This window comes from Paenibacillus sp. NAIST15-1, assembly GCF_001894745.1.
GTDB lineage: Bacteria > Bacillota > Bacilli > Paenibacillales > Paenibacillaceae > Paenibacillus_B > Paenibacillus_B suaedae.
Genome location: NZ_BBYF01000001.1, coordinates 580,796 through 596,459, shown reverse-complemented (window position 1 = coordinate 596,459; position 15,664 = coordinate 580,796). Strand labels below are relative to the sequence as shown.

General features: G+C 47.9%; 15 protein-coding genes and 1 riboswitch. Of the genes, 10 read left to right on the top strand and 5 right to left on the bottom strand.

Going from position 1 to position 15,664, the window contains the following annotated elements; genetic code table 11:
- Window positions 1-107: 107 nt before the first annotated feature.
- The gene (locus PBN151_RS02660) at window positions 108-785 is read right to left on the bottom strand and encodes a GntR family transcriptional regulator (RefSeq protein WP_028532157.1); all 678 of its coding nucleotides are present in this window, start codon (window positions 783-785) and stop codon (window positions 108-110) included.
- A 140-nt stretch (window positions 786-925) separates the two neighbouring features.
- Complete coding sequence (gnd, locus tag PBN151_RS02655) at window positions 926-1,825, bottom strand: phosphogluconate dehydrogenase (NAD(+)-dependent, decarboxylating) (protein ID WP_072727528.1); 900 nt, start codon at window positions 1,823-1,825, stop codon at window positions 926-928.
- A gap of 289 nt (window positions 1,826-2,114) precedes the next feature.
- On the opposite strand from gnd, the gene PBN151_RS02650 reads away from it, so the two are divergent.
- From PBN151_RS02650 to PBN151_RS02625, 6 genes are all read left to right on the top strand, one after another.
- Window positions 2,115-2,306 (top strand): helix-turn-helix transcriptional regulator, encoded by a 192-nt coding sequence (locus tag PBN151_RS02650; RefSeq protein WP_072727527.1) that lies wholly within the window; start codon window positions 2,115-2,117, stop codon window positions 2,304-2,306.
- 4 nt (window positions 2,307-2,310) lie between these two features.
- Window positions 2,311-2,793, top strand: a complete 483-nt coding sequence (locus PBN151_RS02645; protein ID WP_072727526.1) for a DUF6773 family protein — start codon at window positions 2,311-2,313, stop codon at window positions 2,791-2,793.
- Between the two features lie 132 nt (window positions 2,794-2,925).
- A riboswitch (SAM riboswitch) is annotated at window positions 2,926-3,033 on the top strand.
- Window positions 3,034-3,137: 104 nt separating this feature from the next.
- Entirely contained in the window at window positions 3,138-4,151 is a 1,014-nt protein-coding gene (locus tag PBN151_RS02640; RefSeq protein ID WP_072727525.1) for a methionine ABC transporter ATP-binding protein, read from the top strand.
- Window positions 4,141-4,806 carry a methionine ABC transporter permease gene (locus PBN151_RS02635; protein WP_072727524.1) on the top strand — a complete coding sequence of 222 codons (666 nt, stop codon included), beginning with the start codon at window positions 4,141-4,143 and terminating at the stop codon, window positions 4,804-4,806. The genes PBN151_RS02640 and PBN151_RS02635 overlap by 11 nt, the downstream gene beginning before the upstream one ends.
- A gap of 167 nt (window positions 4,807-4,973) precedes the next feature.
- Window positions 4,974-5,819, top strand: coding sequence for a MetQ/NlpA family ABC transporter substrate-binding protein (locus PBN151_RS02630; RefSeq protein ID WP_072727523.1), 846 nt, complete (start codon window positions 4,974-4,976; stop codon window positions 5,817-5,819).
- 5 nt (window positions 5,820-5,824) lie between these two features.
- The gene (locus PBN151_RS02625) at window positions 5,825-6,922 is read left to right on the top strand and encodes an iron-containing alcohol dehydrogenase family protein (RefSeq protein ID WP_072727522.1); all 1,098 of its coding nucleotides are present in this window, start codon (window positions 5,825-5,827) and stop codon (window positions 6,920-6,922) included.
- Between the two features lie 111 nt (window positions 6,923-7,033).
- Here PBN151_RS02625 and PBN151_RS02620 read toward each other — a convergent pair whose 3' ends face one another.
- The 3 genes from PBN151_RS02620 to PBN151_RS02610 all read right to left on the bottom strand — a co-directional run bounded on the left by PBN151_RS02620 (window position 7,034) and on the right by PBN151_RS02610 (window position 10,489).
- Complete coding sequence (locus tag PBN151_RS02620) at window positions 7,034-8,206, bottom strand: YhgE/Pip domain-containing protein (protein ID WP_072727521.1); 1,173 nt, start codon at window positions 8,204-8,206, stop codon at window positions 7,034-7,036.
- 106 nt (window positions 8,207-8,312) lie between these two features.
- A complete protein-coding gene (locus PBN151_RS02615; RefSeq protein WP_072727520.1) occupies window positions 8,313-8,834 on the bottom strand; it encodes a TetR/AcrR family transcriptional regulator in 522 nt (173 codons plus the stop codon).
- A 206-nt stretch (window positions 8,835-9,040) separates the two neighbouring features.
- Window positions 9,041-10,489, bottom strand: coding sequence for an FAD-dependent oxidoreductase (locus tag PBN151_RS02610; RefSeq protein ID WP_072727519.1), 1,449 nt, complete (start codon window positions 10,487-10,489; stop codon window positions 9,041-9,043).
- Window positions 10,490-11,065: 576 nt separating this feature from the next.
- Between PBN151_RS02610 and thrS the strand changes: the two genes are divergently transcribed.
- The 4 genes from thrS to PBN151_RS02590 all read left to right on the top strand — a co-directional run bounded on the left by thrS (window position 11,066) and on the right by PBN151_RS02590 (window position 15,557).
- Window positions 11,066-12,979, top strand: a complete 1,914-nt coding sequence (thrS, locus tag PBN151_RS02605) for a threonine--tRNA ligase (protein WP_072727518.1) — start codon at window positions 11,066-11,068, stop codon at window positions 12,977-12,979.
- Window positions 12,980-13,027: 48 nt separating this feature from the next.
- Window positions 13,028-13,963: a GNAT family N-acetyltransferase gene (locus tag PBN151_RS02600; protein WP_072727517.1), complete on the top strand. Its 936-nt coding sequence runs from the start codon at window positions 13,028-13,030 to the stop codon at window positions 13,961-13,963.
- 267 nt (window positions 13,964-14,230) lie between these two features.
- Window positions 14,231-14,818 (top strand): YkoP family protein, encoded by a 588-nt coding sequence (locus PBN151_RS02595; protein WP_072727760.1) that lies wholly within the window; start codon window positions 14,231-14,233, stop codon window positions 14,816-14,818.
- Window positions 14,819-14,828: 10 nt separating this feature from the next.
- Window positions 14,829-15,557 (top strand): polysaccharide deacetylase family protein, encoded by a 729-nt coding sequence (locus PBN151_RS02590; protein ID WP_072727516.1) that lies wholly within the window; start codon window positions 14,829-14,831, stop codon window positions 15,555-15,557.
- Window positions 15,558-15,664 lie beyond the last annotated feature (107 nt).

Here is a 15,664-nt window from a genome sequence, read left to right as displayed (position 1 = left end):
AAGTGCCGATTGTTATGGATGATTCCAAATATAGCGTTTCCAAAACAAACTTGAATACTTGTCGACAACTTAAAATTAAAAAAGCTTTGTATCCTTGCAGCTTGCCGTTACGAATGCGGCAAGCTGACATGCAAGGTACGGTTCGAGTCGGCGAAGTAGGCTGAGACAACCTGCTGGATCGTATGAGTATCCTTCGACTGGAGTCCTCTTACGATCGTACGGTGCTTCTCAATTACAGTGAACAGCTTCGCTTCTCCCTCAGAGAATATTTCTTCCGTTGTCATCAGCATGACGGTCTTCACGATCAGTCGAATGCTCGTCCACAGATGCATGATGCGTTTATGCTCCGCTGCAGCAATGATCGCTTCATGGAACGATAAATCCTGATAAGCGAATTCAACGGCATCATTGTACTTAACCGCGAGTTCCATCTTGTCGATAATCTGCAGAAGCGTCAGAATCAGACCATCTGTGTTCACGATGGCGAGCCGCTGCTGGACAAAGCTCTCAATGAGATAGCGAACATCGTACAGCTCTTCGACATCGATAAGACTAAGCCCTAAGACAACAGCACCCATGCGCTCCAAGCGGATAAGCCCTTCGTTAGAGAGCGTTTTCAATGCTTCGCGAACGGGAGAGCGGCTGGTGCCGAAGTCGGCAGCCACTCGATTCTCCGATATAATTTCGCCCGGCTTGATGGAGCCGTTAATAATTTGCAATCGCAGCTCACAGGCGATGGATTCCCCAAGGGATGCGCCCTGCAGCCACTGTTTCGGATAGTGTATCATGCGTGAACTCTCCTCATGATTGGTTTCCTGAACCCATATCTCACTTTAGAGATTTGGTTCTGATTGTACCACAGTGCTGCATGGCGCGACCATCGGGCTTGTGGTGATTCTATCTTCGCTATCGAAATAGGAACTGACTATTCCTTCGTTACCACTTGATGTCCGCCGAACTCATTACGCAGTGCAGCAACTACCTTACCATGGAAGGAATCGGACTCAAGCGAACGATATCTCATGAAGAGGGACATCGCGATAACGGGTGCGCTTGCTTGCAGCTCCAGTGCAGTTTCCACTGTCCATTTGCCTTCGCCAGAGCTTTGCATAACGCCGCGAATGCTGTCCAGCTTCGGATCTTTGGAGAAAGCATTTTGCGTCAGATCCATCAACCAGCTGCGGATTACCGATCCGTTGGACCATACGCGTGCAACTTGTTCGTAATCGAAATCGAAGTCGCTCTTGTCCAATACTTCAAAGCCTTCCGCGATCGCCTGCATCATTCCATATTCAATACCGTTGTGAACCATTTTCAGGAAATGTCCACTTCCGCTCTTGCCTGCATACAAATATCCTTGATCTACCGCAATGTCCTTGAACAGTGGCTCAAGTGTAGCGAATACTTCTTGGTTGCCGCCAATCATGAAGCAGCCGCCTTCAGCTGCGCCAGATACTCCGCCGGATGTTCCGATATCGAAGTAATGGGCACCCAGTGCATGCACTTTCTCGCCTCTAGTGATGGACTGTTTATAATGTGAATTTCCTCCGTCAATGACAATGTCTCCTGGAGAGAGAAGAGGAAGCAGAGTGTCTACCACTTGATCCACGATTTCTCCAGCTGGAACCATCATCCAGATGATCTTTGGAGCATCCAGCTTCGATACGAGTTCTTCAATTGTATCTGTAGGAATTGCTCCTAGGTCAGCTGCTTTTTGACGTTGTTCAGCATTTACATCAAAAGCGACTACCTGATGCTTGTGCTGCAATATGTTATCTACGAGGTTGAAACCCATTTTTCCAAGGCCAATCATGCCTAATTTCATGCTGTATTCACTCCTGTGATCATGCTGTAAAGTACAACAAGTATACTTGTATACAACTTAGTGTGATCTTATCTTACTGTCTTCTTGCCTATCTGTAAAGTGGAAATTGTAAGCGCTATATCATTGTTCGTAGCAAGTGCAGTCTCATTTAGAATGGTTCCATGAGGTGGGAATTATGTATCTGCGAATAGGTTGCACAGAAATTAATTAAATTGTAAAATATACATTACATAATGACATATATATATTACATTGTATTGGCGAGATTGATGAAGGACGAGGGTCGAGCATGAATCAGAAGTTAAAGATGGCGCGTGTGGAGAAAGACATGACACAGCAGGAATTAGCGAACGCAGTCAACGCGAGCCGGCAGACGATTGGTCTGATTGAGAAGGGGGAATTCAATCCATCTCTCCAGCTGTGCATTGCGATTGCGAAGGCGTTAGGCAAGACTTTAGATGAACTTTTCTGGGAGGGGTAACAGCATGAAAATCAACAAATGGTTTACATCCAGCAACCAGAGCAATGATGAGTATGTGATTCAGAAGAAAAATAAGTTCAAAATTGAAGCGCTCTATCTGATTATCGGCTTGCTACTTCTGAATGGGATTCGTGGCATCCTCATGGGGGATTATTCAGAGAATGTGCTGATGAGTTTAGGAATTGTCTTTTTCTATGCAATCTATTTTATGCTCCGCTATATATTCACTGGATTGGAGTACCGGGATGTAACAACAGATAGAGGGTATCGCAAAAAGCGGCGAGAAGTGTTGATGATCTCACTCAGTGCATTCGGCATCTTTTTCATTGTAACGATTGGACAGAAGTTGTTATTTAGACCGGACAAGCCTTGGATGGACGTCATTGGCCCTTCTGTATTGTTCTTGATTATTCTCGCCGCGGGCAACTACTTTAGTTTGAGAAGGTCGTATGCGAAAAATAAGGAAATATTCGATGATACGAAGTAAAGGCTGTAATGTGAGGTAAGGCAGTATGATGGATCATGCTTCATTACCTTTTTTGAAAATGAAATGAAAATATTGTTGACAACTCATATTTTCAGATGTATTATCTTCAACAACAAACGACAACTTCATACTACCTTATCAAGAGCGACTGAGGGACTAGGCCCTATGACGTCCGGCAACCTTACCTGTGAGTAAACGGTGCTAAATCCTACGGAATGATTCCATTCTGAGAGATAAGTGTGGCGATACTGCCAATTCAGCCTCTTTCTCTCTTAGGGAAAGAGGCTTTTTAGTTTTTTTAGTTTTCATCCAGGTGATAGCAACAGAATGGCGGGGTGTGTGAAATGATTGAAATTCGGAGTTTGGTTAAGGAGTATCGAAGCAAGACATCGACCGTCATCGGCGTAAATAACGTCTCTCTTCGAATCAATAGGGGAGAAATTTACGGGATTATCGGACGAAGCGGTGCTGGGAAAAGCTCGTTGCTGCGCTGCATCAACTTGCTGGAGGAACCTACATCTGGGAGTATACTCGTCGATGGCGTTGATTTGACGAAGCTGCAAGGAGAGAGCTTGCGACAGGCAAGACTGAAGATCGGCATGATCTTTCAGCACTTTCATCTTATCCGCTCCAAGACGGTATTTGAGAATATTGCATTTGCTCTGAAGGCCAACAACAAGTCGAAGGCAGAGATTGAACCGCGTGTCCTTGAATTGCTTGAAATGGTCGGCTTGGCTGACAAGCGAGATGTATATCCTGCTCAGCTCAGCGGCGGGCAGAAGCAGAGAGTAGGTATCGCCAGAGCGCTGGCCAATGAACCGCATGTGCTGCTGTGTGATGAAGCAACGTCTGCGCTGGATCCTGAGACGACTCAGTCAATCTTGGAGCTGCTGAAGAAAATCAATCGCGAGCTTAACCTGACGATTGTATTGATTACGCACGAAATGGAAGTGGTGAAGGACGTCTGTGACCGGATGGCGGTGATGCAGAACGGCAATGTGGTAGAAGAGGGGCCGGTATATAACATTTTCTCTGATCCACAGCATCCGATGACGCGCTCGTTCATCAGCAGTCTGTTCCAATTCAATCTTCCAGAACGATTGATTCAGCATTGCAAAGGAATGATCGTGAAGATTCACTTCGTGGCGCCGCAAGCGGAGGAAGCAATCATTACTGATGTAATGACGAACTTCAAGGTTAGAGCAAATATTTTGCATGGCAAAATTGAATACATCCATGACAACCCGCTAGGCATTCTGATCTTGGAGCTGAATGGAGAAGTATCAGAGCTGCGGCAAGCACTCGACTACATCAAAGAACGAATCTATCGATTGGAGGTCATCCATCATGCTGAGTGATTCGATCATCCAACTGCTGCCGGACTTGGGCAAAGCATTTGTCCAGACGCTCTATATGGTTGGAATTTCGCTGTTTGCTGCCATAATTCTGGGTCTTCCCATTGGAATTCTATTATTTGTAACCGATAAGGGGCTATTCCTCGAAAATGCGTTTACGAAAAATGTGCTAGGCTTCATCGTCAACATGATTCGCTCAATTCCGTTCATCATCTTGCTGGTGACACTGCTGCCGCTGACGAAGCTCATTGTCGGTTCAACGATAGGCCCGACGGCTGCTTCGGTATCGCTCTCGATTGCGGCAATTCCGTTCTTCGCCCGCTTGGTAGAGACGGCGCTGCGCGAGATTGACAAAGGTGTCATCGAAGCGGCAATCTCCATTGGTGCAACACCGTGGATGATCATTAAGGATGTACTTCTCCCTGAAGCGAAGCCAGGCATCATTCAAGGCGTGAACATTACGGCAATCAGTCTTGTCGCTTATTCGGCAATGGCTGGTACAGTCGGTGGAGGCGGAATCGGCGATTTGGCGATTCGGTTCGGCTACTATCGCTACGACAACACTGTAATGTTTACCACGGTAATCATTCTAATCTGCTTGGTGCAGATCATTCAGTACGGAGGAGACTTTATTGCAAAGAAAGTAGACAAGCGATAATGCATTCGCTTTTGTTCAAAAAGTCATACCTAGGAAGCAACGCGGCATCGAATCTTGCACTTACTTCGAAAGCATGGTTCGAGTTCCTGCAACCTACTTGGTGCTGAAAACCAGTCTTAATGCACCGAAATGATACAAAAATATTATCCATACGGAGGTCATCATTTATGAAGAAAGCAGCTCTCGTCCTATCTCTTATTCTAGCAATTGGCTTGCTCGCTGGATGCGGCAGCAAAGACGCATCAACGGGTTCAGGAGACGCAAAGCAGGAAGAAAGCAAAGCAATCAAGATCGGCGCAACAGCAGGCCCTTATAGCGATATGATAACGAAGGCGATTAAGCCGATATTGGAGAAGAAAGGCTATTCCATTGAGTTGGTTGAATTCGGAGATTATGTGCAGCCGAACTTGGCATTGTCGAATGGAGATTTGAATGCGAACCTGTTCCAGCACAAAATCTACATGGAGAACTTCGCGAAAGAAAATAAAATTGAGTTGTCCGAGCTTATTTCCGTACCGACGGCTCCAATGGGCATCTACTCGTCCAAGTTCAAATCTTTGGATGAAGTTGCTGACGGAAGTACAATAGCGATTGCGAACGATCCGACGAACCTGGCGCGTACATTGGGCTTGCTGCAAGACGCAGGACTCATTACCGTGAACAAGGACATCGATCCACTGCGTGTATCGGAGAAGGACGTGAAGGACAATCCGAAGCATCTTGTTCTACAGCCAATCGAGGCTGCTCAGCTTCCGCGCGCAGTAGACAGCGCTGACCTGTCTCTTGTTCCGGGCAACTTCGCACTTGCTGCGAAAATGAACCTGCTCGATGCTCTGAAGCTCGAAAATATGCCGGATGATTACCGCAATCGTGTCGTTGTGAATACAGCTGATTTGGACAAGCAATTCGCAAAGGACTTGAAGGAAGCTGTTGAATCCGCCGAATTCGAGAAAACAATAGATGAACAGTTCAAAGGCTTCGGCAAACCAGAGTGGATGCTGAAAAGGAAGTGACATCGATGACGAAAGAAGAGCAATCTATCGTCGTTAGAGGCACACCGGCAATCTATCATTGTAAAGCGGGCATCTTGGACAAGCTAGATACATTATTGGCACCGTATCAATACAAACGGGTGATCGTCGTGCATGGCGATCGCTCCTTGAAGGCGGCGCAGCCCTATTGGCCGAAGGAGACGAACACAACGCTGTTATATCTCCGTTATCAAGGGGAATGCACATTGCAGGAAGCGCATCGGATTGCATGCTATGCACAGGCCGAAAGAGCGGATGCCATTCTTGGACTCGGCGGCGGCAAGGTAATGGACTTGGTCAAGGCAGCAGGCAATACATCGGGGCTGGATACGATTCTCGTGCCGACGCTCGCCTCGAATTGCGCAGCATGGACGCCGCTCAGCGTGTTCTATAACGAAGAAGGACAATTCACACGCTATACCGTATTTCCGAAAAGCACACTTATGGTGCTGCTTGAACCACGCATAGCCTTGCATGCACCTGTTGATTATCTGCGCGCAGGGATTGCCGATACATTAGCGAAATGGTATGAGGCGGATGTACTCATTCGTGGTTTGAAGCATCGTTCAGCCGCTGTGCAGGTTGCGCATCTTACGGCTCGTCTATGCCAGACTGCACTTCTGGAGCATGGACGGCAGAGCATTCACGACGCAGAGCAGAAGCAGCTATCCGATGCGTTCGTAGAGGTAGCGGAGACGATCATTATGACAGGCGGCCTTGTTGGCGGCTTCGGCGATCATCTTGGTCGAATAGCTGGAGCACACTCGGTTCATAATGGTCTCACTGCTGCGCCAGCGACACATCATTTGCTGCACGGCGACAAGGTCGCGTACGGCATCCTCGTTCAATTGGTGCTGGAGGATAATGTTGCGGAAGTGAAGAATTTGCTGCCGTTCTACGAAGATTTGGGCTTACCTTATCGACTAGGTGACCTTGGATTATCTGCGGAAGACCGTCCAACGTTGGAGAGCATTGCGCGGCAAGCGACTCTCCCACAGGAATCCATACAGCTGATGAGGCCAGAAGGCGTAACTTCGGACGAGGTATATGAGGCAATCGTGAAGCTGGAGAAAATTGTATCGTGAGGAAGGAATAAAGCGCCATCTGTCCGTAAAAATGCGGCGGATGGCGCTTCATTGCCATGTAATGCGAATACGCGGTATCTCGTTGTGTCTACGCATCATAAATAAGTTTGCTTACGAAGCTAGCTGTCCATGTTCTTTCGGTTTGCGCGGCAATAACTGTACCCCTCCAACAATAACAGTCGTCAGCAGGATGACCACAGTCAAGATAAGCAAGAGCGCATGGATTGAATCCGATATGGCTGGGCCCCCGTTCACTAGGTTCATAATGCCAGTTACGGCATAGGTGCCAGGGGAGAATTCACTGATTTTCTGATAGAAAGATGGCAGCAGCTCGCGCGGAAGCAGAGCTCCCGATGTGATCAATTGGATCGACAGCAGCGCAATATTGACCCATGCACCAGCATCGCTGAAGATGTAAAAGGACAGCTGAGCGACAAATAGAAACGTAATGACGTAAGCGAGTTGGAACAGCCACATCATACCGAAGCCTTGTTCGGAATGAACCCCCATCAGCGCCACCATTCCCGTGCCAACCGTTGTAATGATCAGGGAGGCGACAATATTGAGCAGGGAGCGAACTGTCAGGAGTGTCCATTGGCCACATTTTTGTTTGATAGCTTTGGCAGCCTTATTCATTTCCATGGTGAACTGCATGCAGCCAACGAAGGAAGCCAGCAGCATCATCATGGGAACCATCGTCCACGAGAAGTTCGAGATGGGATGAACGTTATTCATTTCGGCTACGACGCGTGCAGACATGGATTCGGATAGGATGCTTGCCTGCGACTGTGGAACATGTACCTGCTCCAGTACTTGAGTCATGCCCGTACGAACCGCATGTTCATTGATTGAAGTCGTAATTTGGCTGGAGACAGATTGCATTATACTTTTGACCATGCTTGGATTGGATTCGTTCACAGCGTACGTGATGATAGCTTTCTGTGTCGGATCCGTCAGCTGCTTAGAGAAATTTCCTGGAATATGCATCACCATTTGCACCTTCCGTTCTTCAAGCTGTGTCATCGCCTGGTTAAGACTCGATTCCTCTTTCATGTGAAATGGCAGCTTCCCCATAATCGATTGCACCGCTTGCTTGCCAACCACTTGATCCTCATTCACTACGGCAATGGCTAACCGATTCACATTGTCTGTCAAATGATCGTACCCGGTCAGCCAGATCAGGCTGAACAGTACTTGAAAAGTAAGCGCAGTAATAAGGCCGATAATGACCGACGACGACTGTAACAGGTGAAGAAAAGTGGATTTTACAGACATTTTGTTCATGAATCAACACACCTCATTTTTAATATTTATTTATTAATCAATAAATACAATGTCAAAAAAAGTGCGACCTCAAAAAGGCAGCAGATGAAAGTGATTTCACTATGTTTTATTTAGATGGCCACGGAGATAAGTTAGGCGCTTCAAGCACTTCTGACATCGTAATAATTAGACCTGAGCCGATGAACATGCTGGCTGCGAATTTGGCATTCGGAATCCCGGCTTGTTCAAAGCGCCGTATGACCGTCTGGTGTATCGCAGTGAAATGGTCGCGCACCGAATTGCGAATTGCTGGCTCTGAAGTTGTAAATGCCTGCATCGTCACGAGCATCTCATCTCGATGGGTCTCAATAAGCTTCCCGAAGGCGCGTCCCATTGTCTCTACAAACTGTTCGGGAGGAGCATCCACGCTGGAGAAGGCCTCTTCAATCTTCTCTGTGGCGCGGTCGAGAACTGCGATGAACAATTCCTCTTTGGATTTAAAAAAGTGAAACACGTATGGCTGCGTTACACCAGCCGATTTGGCTATTTTGGCGGTTGTCGTCTTGTAAAAGCCATGTTCCGCAAAGGAGGCGACAGCAGCATCAATGATTTGATCCTTGCGAGATAGAGATGGGTCTTTTGGTGACATGTTGGTTCAACACCTTGTCAGATTTTTGTTATTTATTAATCAATAAATTAATGCATGAGGGTTTATTTGTCAAGTGTGTATTAACAAGCAATCGAAGAAGGACGAACCTATAGGTAAGATCCCTTTAGTAGCTCGCCCTTCCGTTCACATAGAAGTGATAGTCTCTTGTTAACTCGTAACGTAGTATCTACATATATTCAGCCGGTTCATTTATCGAGTACAATGTGATATTTTGTCTGTAAATAATAGTGGATTCGCTTGAAATCATCAGGCGTTAGCTCAGCCAGTGGTTTACTCCGTTCCTTGCCCAATATGATGCCAATCGCTTCAGCTGCAAGGGCGGTGTTGGGCATGATGCGTGCGCTGCCATAAGCTTTAATGGTGGCTCCAATATTTTTGCCCGCGACGATGACGTTGTCGTAGGACTTGAGCAGAAAGGAACGAAGCGGGATGCCATAGCGATCAGGTTGGCCGAATCCGATTCCTTCCCGAATGCGCGTTGTACCTTGCAAGTCAAGCGAGTACCCGCCGATGCTCACATTGTCCCAGAACATGTTGCCATTCAAGACGTCGTGTTCATTCAGCACATATTTAGTCTCGAATCGATTGTAATCCCGAATGTATAAATAATCAGGGAAGCCGTTCAGCTCTGCCTTCGAGAAACCCCAGATATGTTGACGCAGAAAATTCAAAATATACGGTGCTTCGGTCTTCGCCCTGTATAAGGCGGCTTGCACAGATGCCGGATTGGCAGGATCAACGTTATATACGAGCAGCGCGTTCATAATGGCCTCGCCATTACGCTGATAGACCGTGTTCATCCCACGGAGCATAAGTCCATTGTCGTGCGGCTTGTAGGTACGCATAATATTGCTGAATCCGGTAGCTTCGCTCCCATCCACATAGGTGTTGGGACCGTACTTTTTGATGAGGTTCTGGAGAGGGTAACTGGCAAGGACGGCTTGGTGAAGCATACTCCAATTCACGTGCTTGAACTTGAGCATCAGCGTAGCGGCCATGTAGTCTGGCTTATTGTTCTTGCCGTCGTACAGGCTCTCCATGCCTGGAATTCGCTTCTCGTCAAGCTTGCTGGTGAGGGCACTGAAGTCGGTGTTCTCCACCCAATATTTAGACTGAACCGTATAGATTTTTCCGTCTGCAGCAGCATAGGTGAGGGAGTGGATTGATTTTTCCTTTTTTTCCAGCTCAAATTGTACAGATTGAATCGCAATACTGCTTCGGAGAGGGATGCCTTGGATGAGGTGTTCGTAATAATTCTCGAACTCCACGGGCTTGCGAATCGTGCCCTTATCGTACCCGTCGAAGAGAGTCTTAATGCTGCCTTGTACAAGGCTGTGACCATGCTTGTCGAAGGGTTCGTCGAGGAACCACATTTCCCCTTCGATGAGCTCTCCGCCTGGCTTGCTGCGGGGATCCAGGATGAGTACATTCAAGCCAAGATCATGGGCTGCCTTGGCAAGCAGAATGCCTTGAATTTCGCTGCCGATAACGACAATATCGTAGTGGCTGCATAGAGTACCGCAATGGGATTGAAAAGAGGCTTGAGCGGAAGATGCGGGGGTAATCGTGTGGGTAAAAAGAGCTGCAATCAGGATGGAAAATAAGGCGTGTATTCCCTTCTGTACGTAGTTCATGAAGGCGGGATGCCTCCTCTTCTTAAAGTGTAAAAACATGAAAAAATTACCTACGACGTCATGCTAGCACAGCCCTATATGCAGATCAATATGGTTCCTGTAGCGAAGCAGGGGAAATTTATTTTTGGAAAAATTGAACTTGACTTTTCTTCCTGAATGTGTGTAACATTATTCCCATATTCATCAGGCGATGACCAAAGACATGATTTCCAGTACGAGCTGTCCAGAGAGAGAAGCGATTGGTGCAAGCTTCTTCAGTTACGGTTGTGGAATTACCCCTTTGCAGCCGTGATGTTGAACCTGAGGGTGAGCATTTGGAAATGGTACTGGTACCATTACAATCCGCTTCTCAGCAGTAAGCATCACCGACCCATCCTCGTTACCGGATGTCCAATGAAGGATCTTGCAATTGCAGCGAATGGCGGCTTATCCCGTTCCAACACGCAATGCAGGATTGAATTAGGGTGGAACCACGAGACAGAACGCACTCGTCCCTTTCGGGAGAGATGCGTTTTTTTGCGTTCTCTCATGGCGTTCATCATTCACTTGCGACTATGAGGAAAGGGAGGCTGAAGCATGGAGATCAAGGTAACATTTCCAGACGAATCGAACAGGGGGTATTTGCAAGGCACGACCATCGAAGAAGTTGCAGCATCGATAAGCACAAGCTTGAAGAAGCAAGCACTTGCCGGGAAAATGGACGGGACGCTCGTGGATGTCGACACTGCGATCGAGCATGACAGCCTCGTCGAGATTGTCACAGCAGACAGCAAGGATGGTCTCTCCATCATTCGCCACAGTACAGCACATGTAATGGCGCAAGCCATTCAACGCATATATGGAGCCGATGCAGTCAAGCTGGGAATCGGCCCAGTCATTGAAGATGGATTCTATTACGACATTGATATCGCGAAGCCATTGTCGACAGAGGATCTGACAGCGATTGAACAAGAGATGTCGCGTGTCATCCAAGAAAATCTGCCGATTACGCGCGAGGTTGTCAGCCGGGAAGAGGCTATTCGCTTATTTACCGAGCGGGATGAGCCATTGAAGCTGGAGTTGATTCATGACCTGGCGAAGGACGCGGTTATCAGCATTTACAAGCAGGGCGAATTCGTAGATTTATGCCGAGGCCCACATGTTCCGTCCACAGGCCGCATTAAGGCCTTCAAGCTGATGAAGGTATCCGGCGCGTATTGGCGTGGGGATTCGAATAACAAAATGTTGCAGCGCGTATACGGAACTGCCTTTGCGAAGAAGGATCAACTGGAAGAATATTTGCATATGCTTGAAGAAGCGAAGAAGCGCGATCATCGCAAGCTTGGAACAGAGCTTGGACTGTTCATGTTCTCCGAGGAAGCGCCTGGTATGCCTTTCTACTTGCCGAACGGGATGACGATTCGCACAGAGCTTGAGGATTTCGCGCGCGGACTTCAACGAAGACGCGGCTATGACGAGGTGCGCACACCGCTTATGATGAACAACCGATTGTGGGAGCAGTCGGGTCACTGGGATCACTACAAGGACAATATGTATTTTACGAAAGTAGATGATACGACGTTTGCACTGAAGCCGATGAACTGCCCAGGGCATATGCTCATTTACAAAAATGGGCAGCACTCCTATCGTGAGCTTCCAATTCGACTTGGCGAGTTCGGTCAAGTACATCGGCATGAAATGTCCGGCGCCTTGAACGGTATGCTTCGGGTTCGTACGTTCTGTCAGGATGATGCTCATCTGTTCGTCCGTCCGGATCAGATCGAAGAGGAGATCGGCAAGGTTATGGCCTTAATCGATCACATCTATAAGGTGTTCGGCTTCGAGTATAAGATCGAGTTATCTACGCGGCCGGAGGATTCGATGGGCTCAGAGGAGCTGTGGAATGAGGCGGAGCAGGCATTGCAGCACGTGTTGGATAAGCGCGGCGTCGAATATCGTGTTAATGAAGGGGACGGGGCCTTCTATGGGCCGAAGATTGACTTTCACATCCTGGATGCACTTAAGCGGAGCTGGCAGTGCGGCACGATTCAGCTGGACTTCCAGATGCCGGAGAAATTCGACCTGTCCTATATCGGAGAAGATAGCCTGAAGCATCGGCCTGTTGTTATTCACCGTGCGGTGTACGGTTCGATTGATCGGTTCATTGGCATTTTGACAGAGCACTATGCAGGAGCATTCCCGACATGGCTTGCGCCCGTTCAGGTGGCGGTACTGCCTGTATCGGATCTCTTCGCCGACTACGCGTATGAAGTGAAGGAATCGCTGGAACAGGCGGGCATTCGGGTACAAGTGGATGTGCGCAATGAGCGTCTAGGCTTCAAAATACGCGAAGCGCAGCAGAGCAAAGTTCCTTACATGCTCATTGTAGGAGAGCAGGAGCAGGCGAGCGGAAGCGTGTCCGTCCGCAAGCGGGGCGAGGGTGATCTGGGAATGCAGCCAATTCAACAACTTGCTGAACTGATTGCAAAGGAAATAATAGCCAAGGCGTAGAATACAATCTCATGAATTCGCATTTGAAAGCGAAGGAGATGAGTAGCCATGAATAATACAGGCTTGCGAACCTATACACAATTGGATGCTGACCAGCTTGAAGCACTGCACAGGTTGGAAGACATTTGCAATGAACACGATCAAATCATTTTGAAGTTGAACTGGGATTCACTTCGTGCACGCACGGGTGATGTCGCTAACGACTATGTGTATGTTGTAGATGGTGAGATTGTTGGATTTCTCGGTATCTATCAGTTCTGTGCATCGGAGGTAGAGATAAGCGGGATGGTGCATCCCGACTATCGGCGTCAAGGCATATTCAGTCAGCTTGTTAAGGAAGCTCAGCAGGAGTGTGGGAGACGTCAGGTGGAGAAACTTATCTTCATTTGCGCTCGACCTTCCTTATCCGGCAAGGAATATTTGGAGAGCATCGGTTCGAAGTGCAGCTTCTCCGAATATTGGATGACACTTACTGGAGAGCATGTGCAAGATGCTAGTGAACCCCCTGCGAAAATCGAATTACGTCAGGCAGAGACCAGCGATGTGGCTCTTCTCACGCGATTGAACATGGACGGATTCGATATGAATGAGGAAGATGCAAGAGGGTATGTAGAGACGGCGATGCTCTCGCAGCAGGATTATATTTTTATTGCAGACTGCCAGCAGGAGAATGGAGATTGGCTGCCTATCGGGAAGATTCATGCTATGCGAGAAGAAGGCAGTGCATTTCTATTCGGCTTCAGTGTTCAACCTGAGCACAGAGGCAGAGGATACGGACGCTGGATTCTTCGCAGTATTATTGAGCGCATGAAGGAGCAGCAGCCAACTGCCAAGATTGAATTAGAAGTTGCAGTTGAGAATGAGCGGGCACTAGGGTTATACACGTCATGTGGGTTCCACGTGCGCAATATAAATGACTATTACGTACTAGAGCTAGCGTCGGATAGAGTGGAACAAGCTGCTTCCGACAATATTGTGGTCTAATAGTCGCTGGAACCGAAGCGTAATGAAGCATTAGATAAGTTAGAGCGAAGAGATTCGTTAATTAGCATAAGCAGTGCAGCACAGAGTTTGAAGTGCTGTACTGCTTTTTTGTTGTCTAAAGGAAAGGTCTGGATATAAAGGACTCTGCTTACCTCAATTACTTAAGAAACTCGTAAGAATGGAGTAAGAAAAAAGAGAACTCCAGGCTGTACGATGAAAGTAAGTCAAGCAGATCACGATTTTCATACAGGAAGGATTTGATTGTACATGATCTCCACCTTGGGCAACAAAATGCTGCAATCACTGTGGATGACGTGGGAGGCTATATTTGAATTGATCACGCCTCTTCGAAGTGTATATCAGTCACAGTTCGGAATATGTAAAGTTGTCGTACGGACGCATCGAGGCACCTCCATTCGCTGTGAGGATGGAAGCTATATTCATAAAGGCGACTATGTATGCGAGATTCACCTTGATAATCGGGAAGTGCTGGAGCTGTCTCGCTCCGTTGGTGCGGATCGGGCTGCACTTGTTACGGCGCGCAGGCTGCGTGATGCATTGAAGCTGGTCGGCCATGCTGTGAATACGAATCCGGAATTGGCTAAGGTGAAGGCGCTGACTGGGATAACACTGCTTCATCGCGGCATCACTTATGGATTAGGCTTCGAGCTGCACCCTCTGGAGACGAAGTGGATGCAGCGAGTATCTACCATATATCTGCGTTTGCTGCTCCGCATGCTGAATCCGGAGGGAGCCAAGCGCTTGAAGCAGCAGCGATCGAAGCTGGTACCGAAGATGCTGATGATGTCTCGTGCCACGTTAATGGATCGATATGTGAATAGGGTGAAGGAGTAGGAGAGATAACATGGACAATATTATCGCAGGAATATTAATTGTACTGATCGCTATTTATATGGGGCTTCCTTTCTTATTGACCCGAATCTGCGGATGGGGCGTGTTTCGCAAGGCGAGACGGAAGCGGGCATATCGTCATGTTGCGTTTACGTTCGATGATGGACCGGATCCTGATTACACGCCTGAGCTGCTTGATTTATTGCGCGAGCGGGGCGTAAAGGCTACCTTTTTTGTTCTGGGCAGCAAGGCTGAGAAGTATCCTGAGCTTGTGAAACGCATGCATGAGGAGGGCCATCAGATTGGCATTCACAATTATACGCATATGCCGAATTGGGTCATGACGCCTCGGAACATCAGGCGCGAGCATGTGGAACGTTCTGCGGACATTATTGAACGCATTACAGGGGAGCGGCCAACCTTCTATCGTCCTCCATGGGGGATATTGAATATGGGAGATCTGTTCCTGCTGCGCAAATCGTATCGGCTCGTATTATGGTCGATTATTGCGCGGGATTGGAAGCTGGATACGGGAGAATGCAACTTGCGCAAGCTGTTGTCAGAGCGAATCGAGCCCGGATCAGTTATAGTACTGCATGACAGCGGAGATACGTTCGGCGCTGACCGAGAGGCTCCGAAGCAGATGATAATGGTGCTGAGAGACGTACTGTCCGAGACGCATCGGCGCGGATTGAAATGTGTGCGGACGGATGAGCTGATGAAGCTGGAGCATGCGGTGTAGAGGGGGGATGGGATGAAGTGCGGTATTATCACTAGATTTTGTGAATGTGAACAGGGTAAGGCCTCTTTCGATATTTCCGCGAAGCAGCTTGGTAACAAGTAGTAGAA

Bases quoted from the DNA above. Each gene is read 5' to 3' on its own strand.
- gnd (WP_072727528.1), bottom strand. From the start codon at position 1,825: ATGAAATTAGGCATGATTGGCCTTGGAAAAATGGGTTTCAACCTCGTA.
- PBN151_RS02650 (WP_072727527.1), top strand. From the start codon at position 2,115: ATGAATCAGAAGTTAAAGATGGCGCGTGTGGAGAAAGACATGACACAG.
- PBN151_RS02645 (WP_072727526.1), top strand. From the start codon at position 2,311: ATGAAAATCAACAAATGGTTTACATCCAGCAACCAGAGCAATGATGAG.
- PBN151_RS02640 (WP_072727525.1), top strand. From the start codon at position 3,138: ATGATTGAAATTCGGAGTTTGGTTAAGGAGTATCGAAGCAAGACATCG.
- PBN151_RS02635 (WP_072727524.1), top strand. From the start codon at position 4,141: ATGCTGAGTGATTCGATCATCCAACTGCTGCCGGACTTGGGCAAAGCA.
- PBN151_RS02630 (WP_072727523.1), top strand. From the start codon at position 4,974: ATGAAGAAAGCAGCTCTCGTCCTATCTCTTATTCTAGCAATTGGCTTG.
- PBN151_RS02625 (WP_072727522.1), top strand. From the start codon at position 5,825: ATGACGAAAGAAGAGCAATCTATCGTCGTTAGAGGCACACCGGCAATC.
- PBN151_RS02620 (WP_072727521.1), bottom strand. From the start codon at position 8,206: ATGAACAAAATGTCTGTAAAATCCACTTTTCTTCACCTGTTACAGTCG.
- PBN151_RS02615 (WP_072727520.1), bottom strand. From the start codon at position 8,834: ATGTCACCAAAAGACCCATCTCTATCTCGCAAGGATCAAATCATTGAT.
- PBN151_RS02610 (WP_072727519.1), bottom strand. From the start codon at position 10,489: ATGAACTACGTACAGAAGGGAATACACGCCTTATTTTCCATCCTGATT.
- thrS (WP_072727518.1), top strand. From the start codon at position 11,066: ATGGAGATCAAGGTAACATTTCCAGACGAATCGAACAGGGGGTATTTG.
- PBN151_RS02600 (WP_072727517.1), top strand. From the start codon at position 13,028: ATGAATAATACAGGCTTGCGAACCTATACACAATTGGATGCTGACCAG.
- PBN151_RS02595 (WP_072727760.1), top strand. From the start codon at position 14,231: ATGATCTCCACCTTGGGCAACAAAATGCTGCAATCACTGTGGATGACG.
- PBN151_RS02590 (WP_072727516.1), top strand. From the start codon at position 14,829: ATGGACAATATTATCGCAGGAATATTAATTGTACTGATCGCTATTTAT.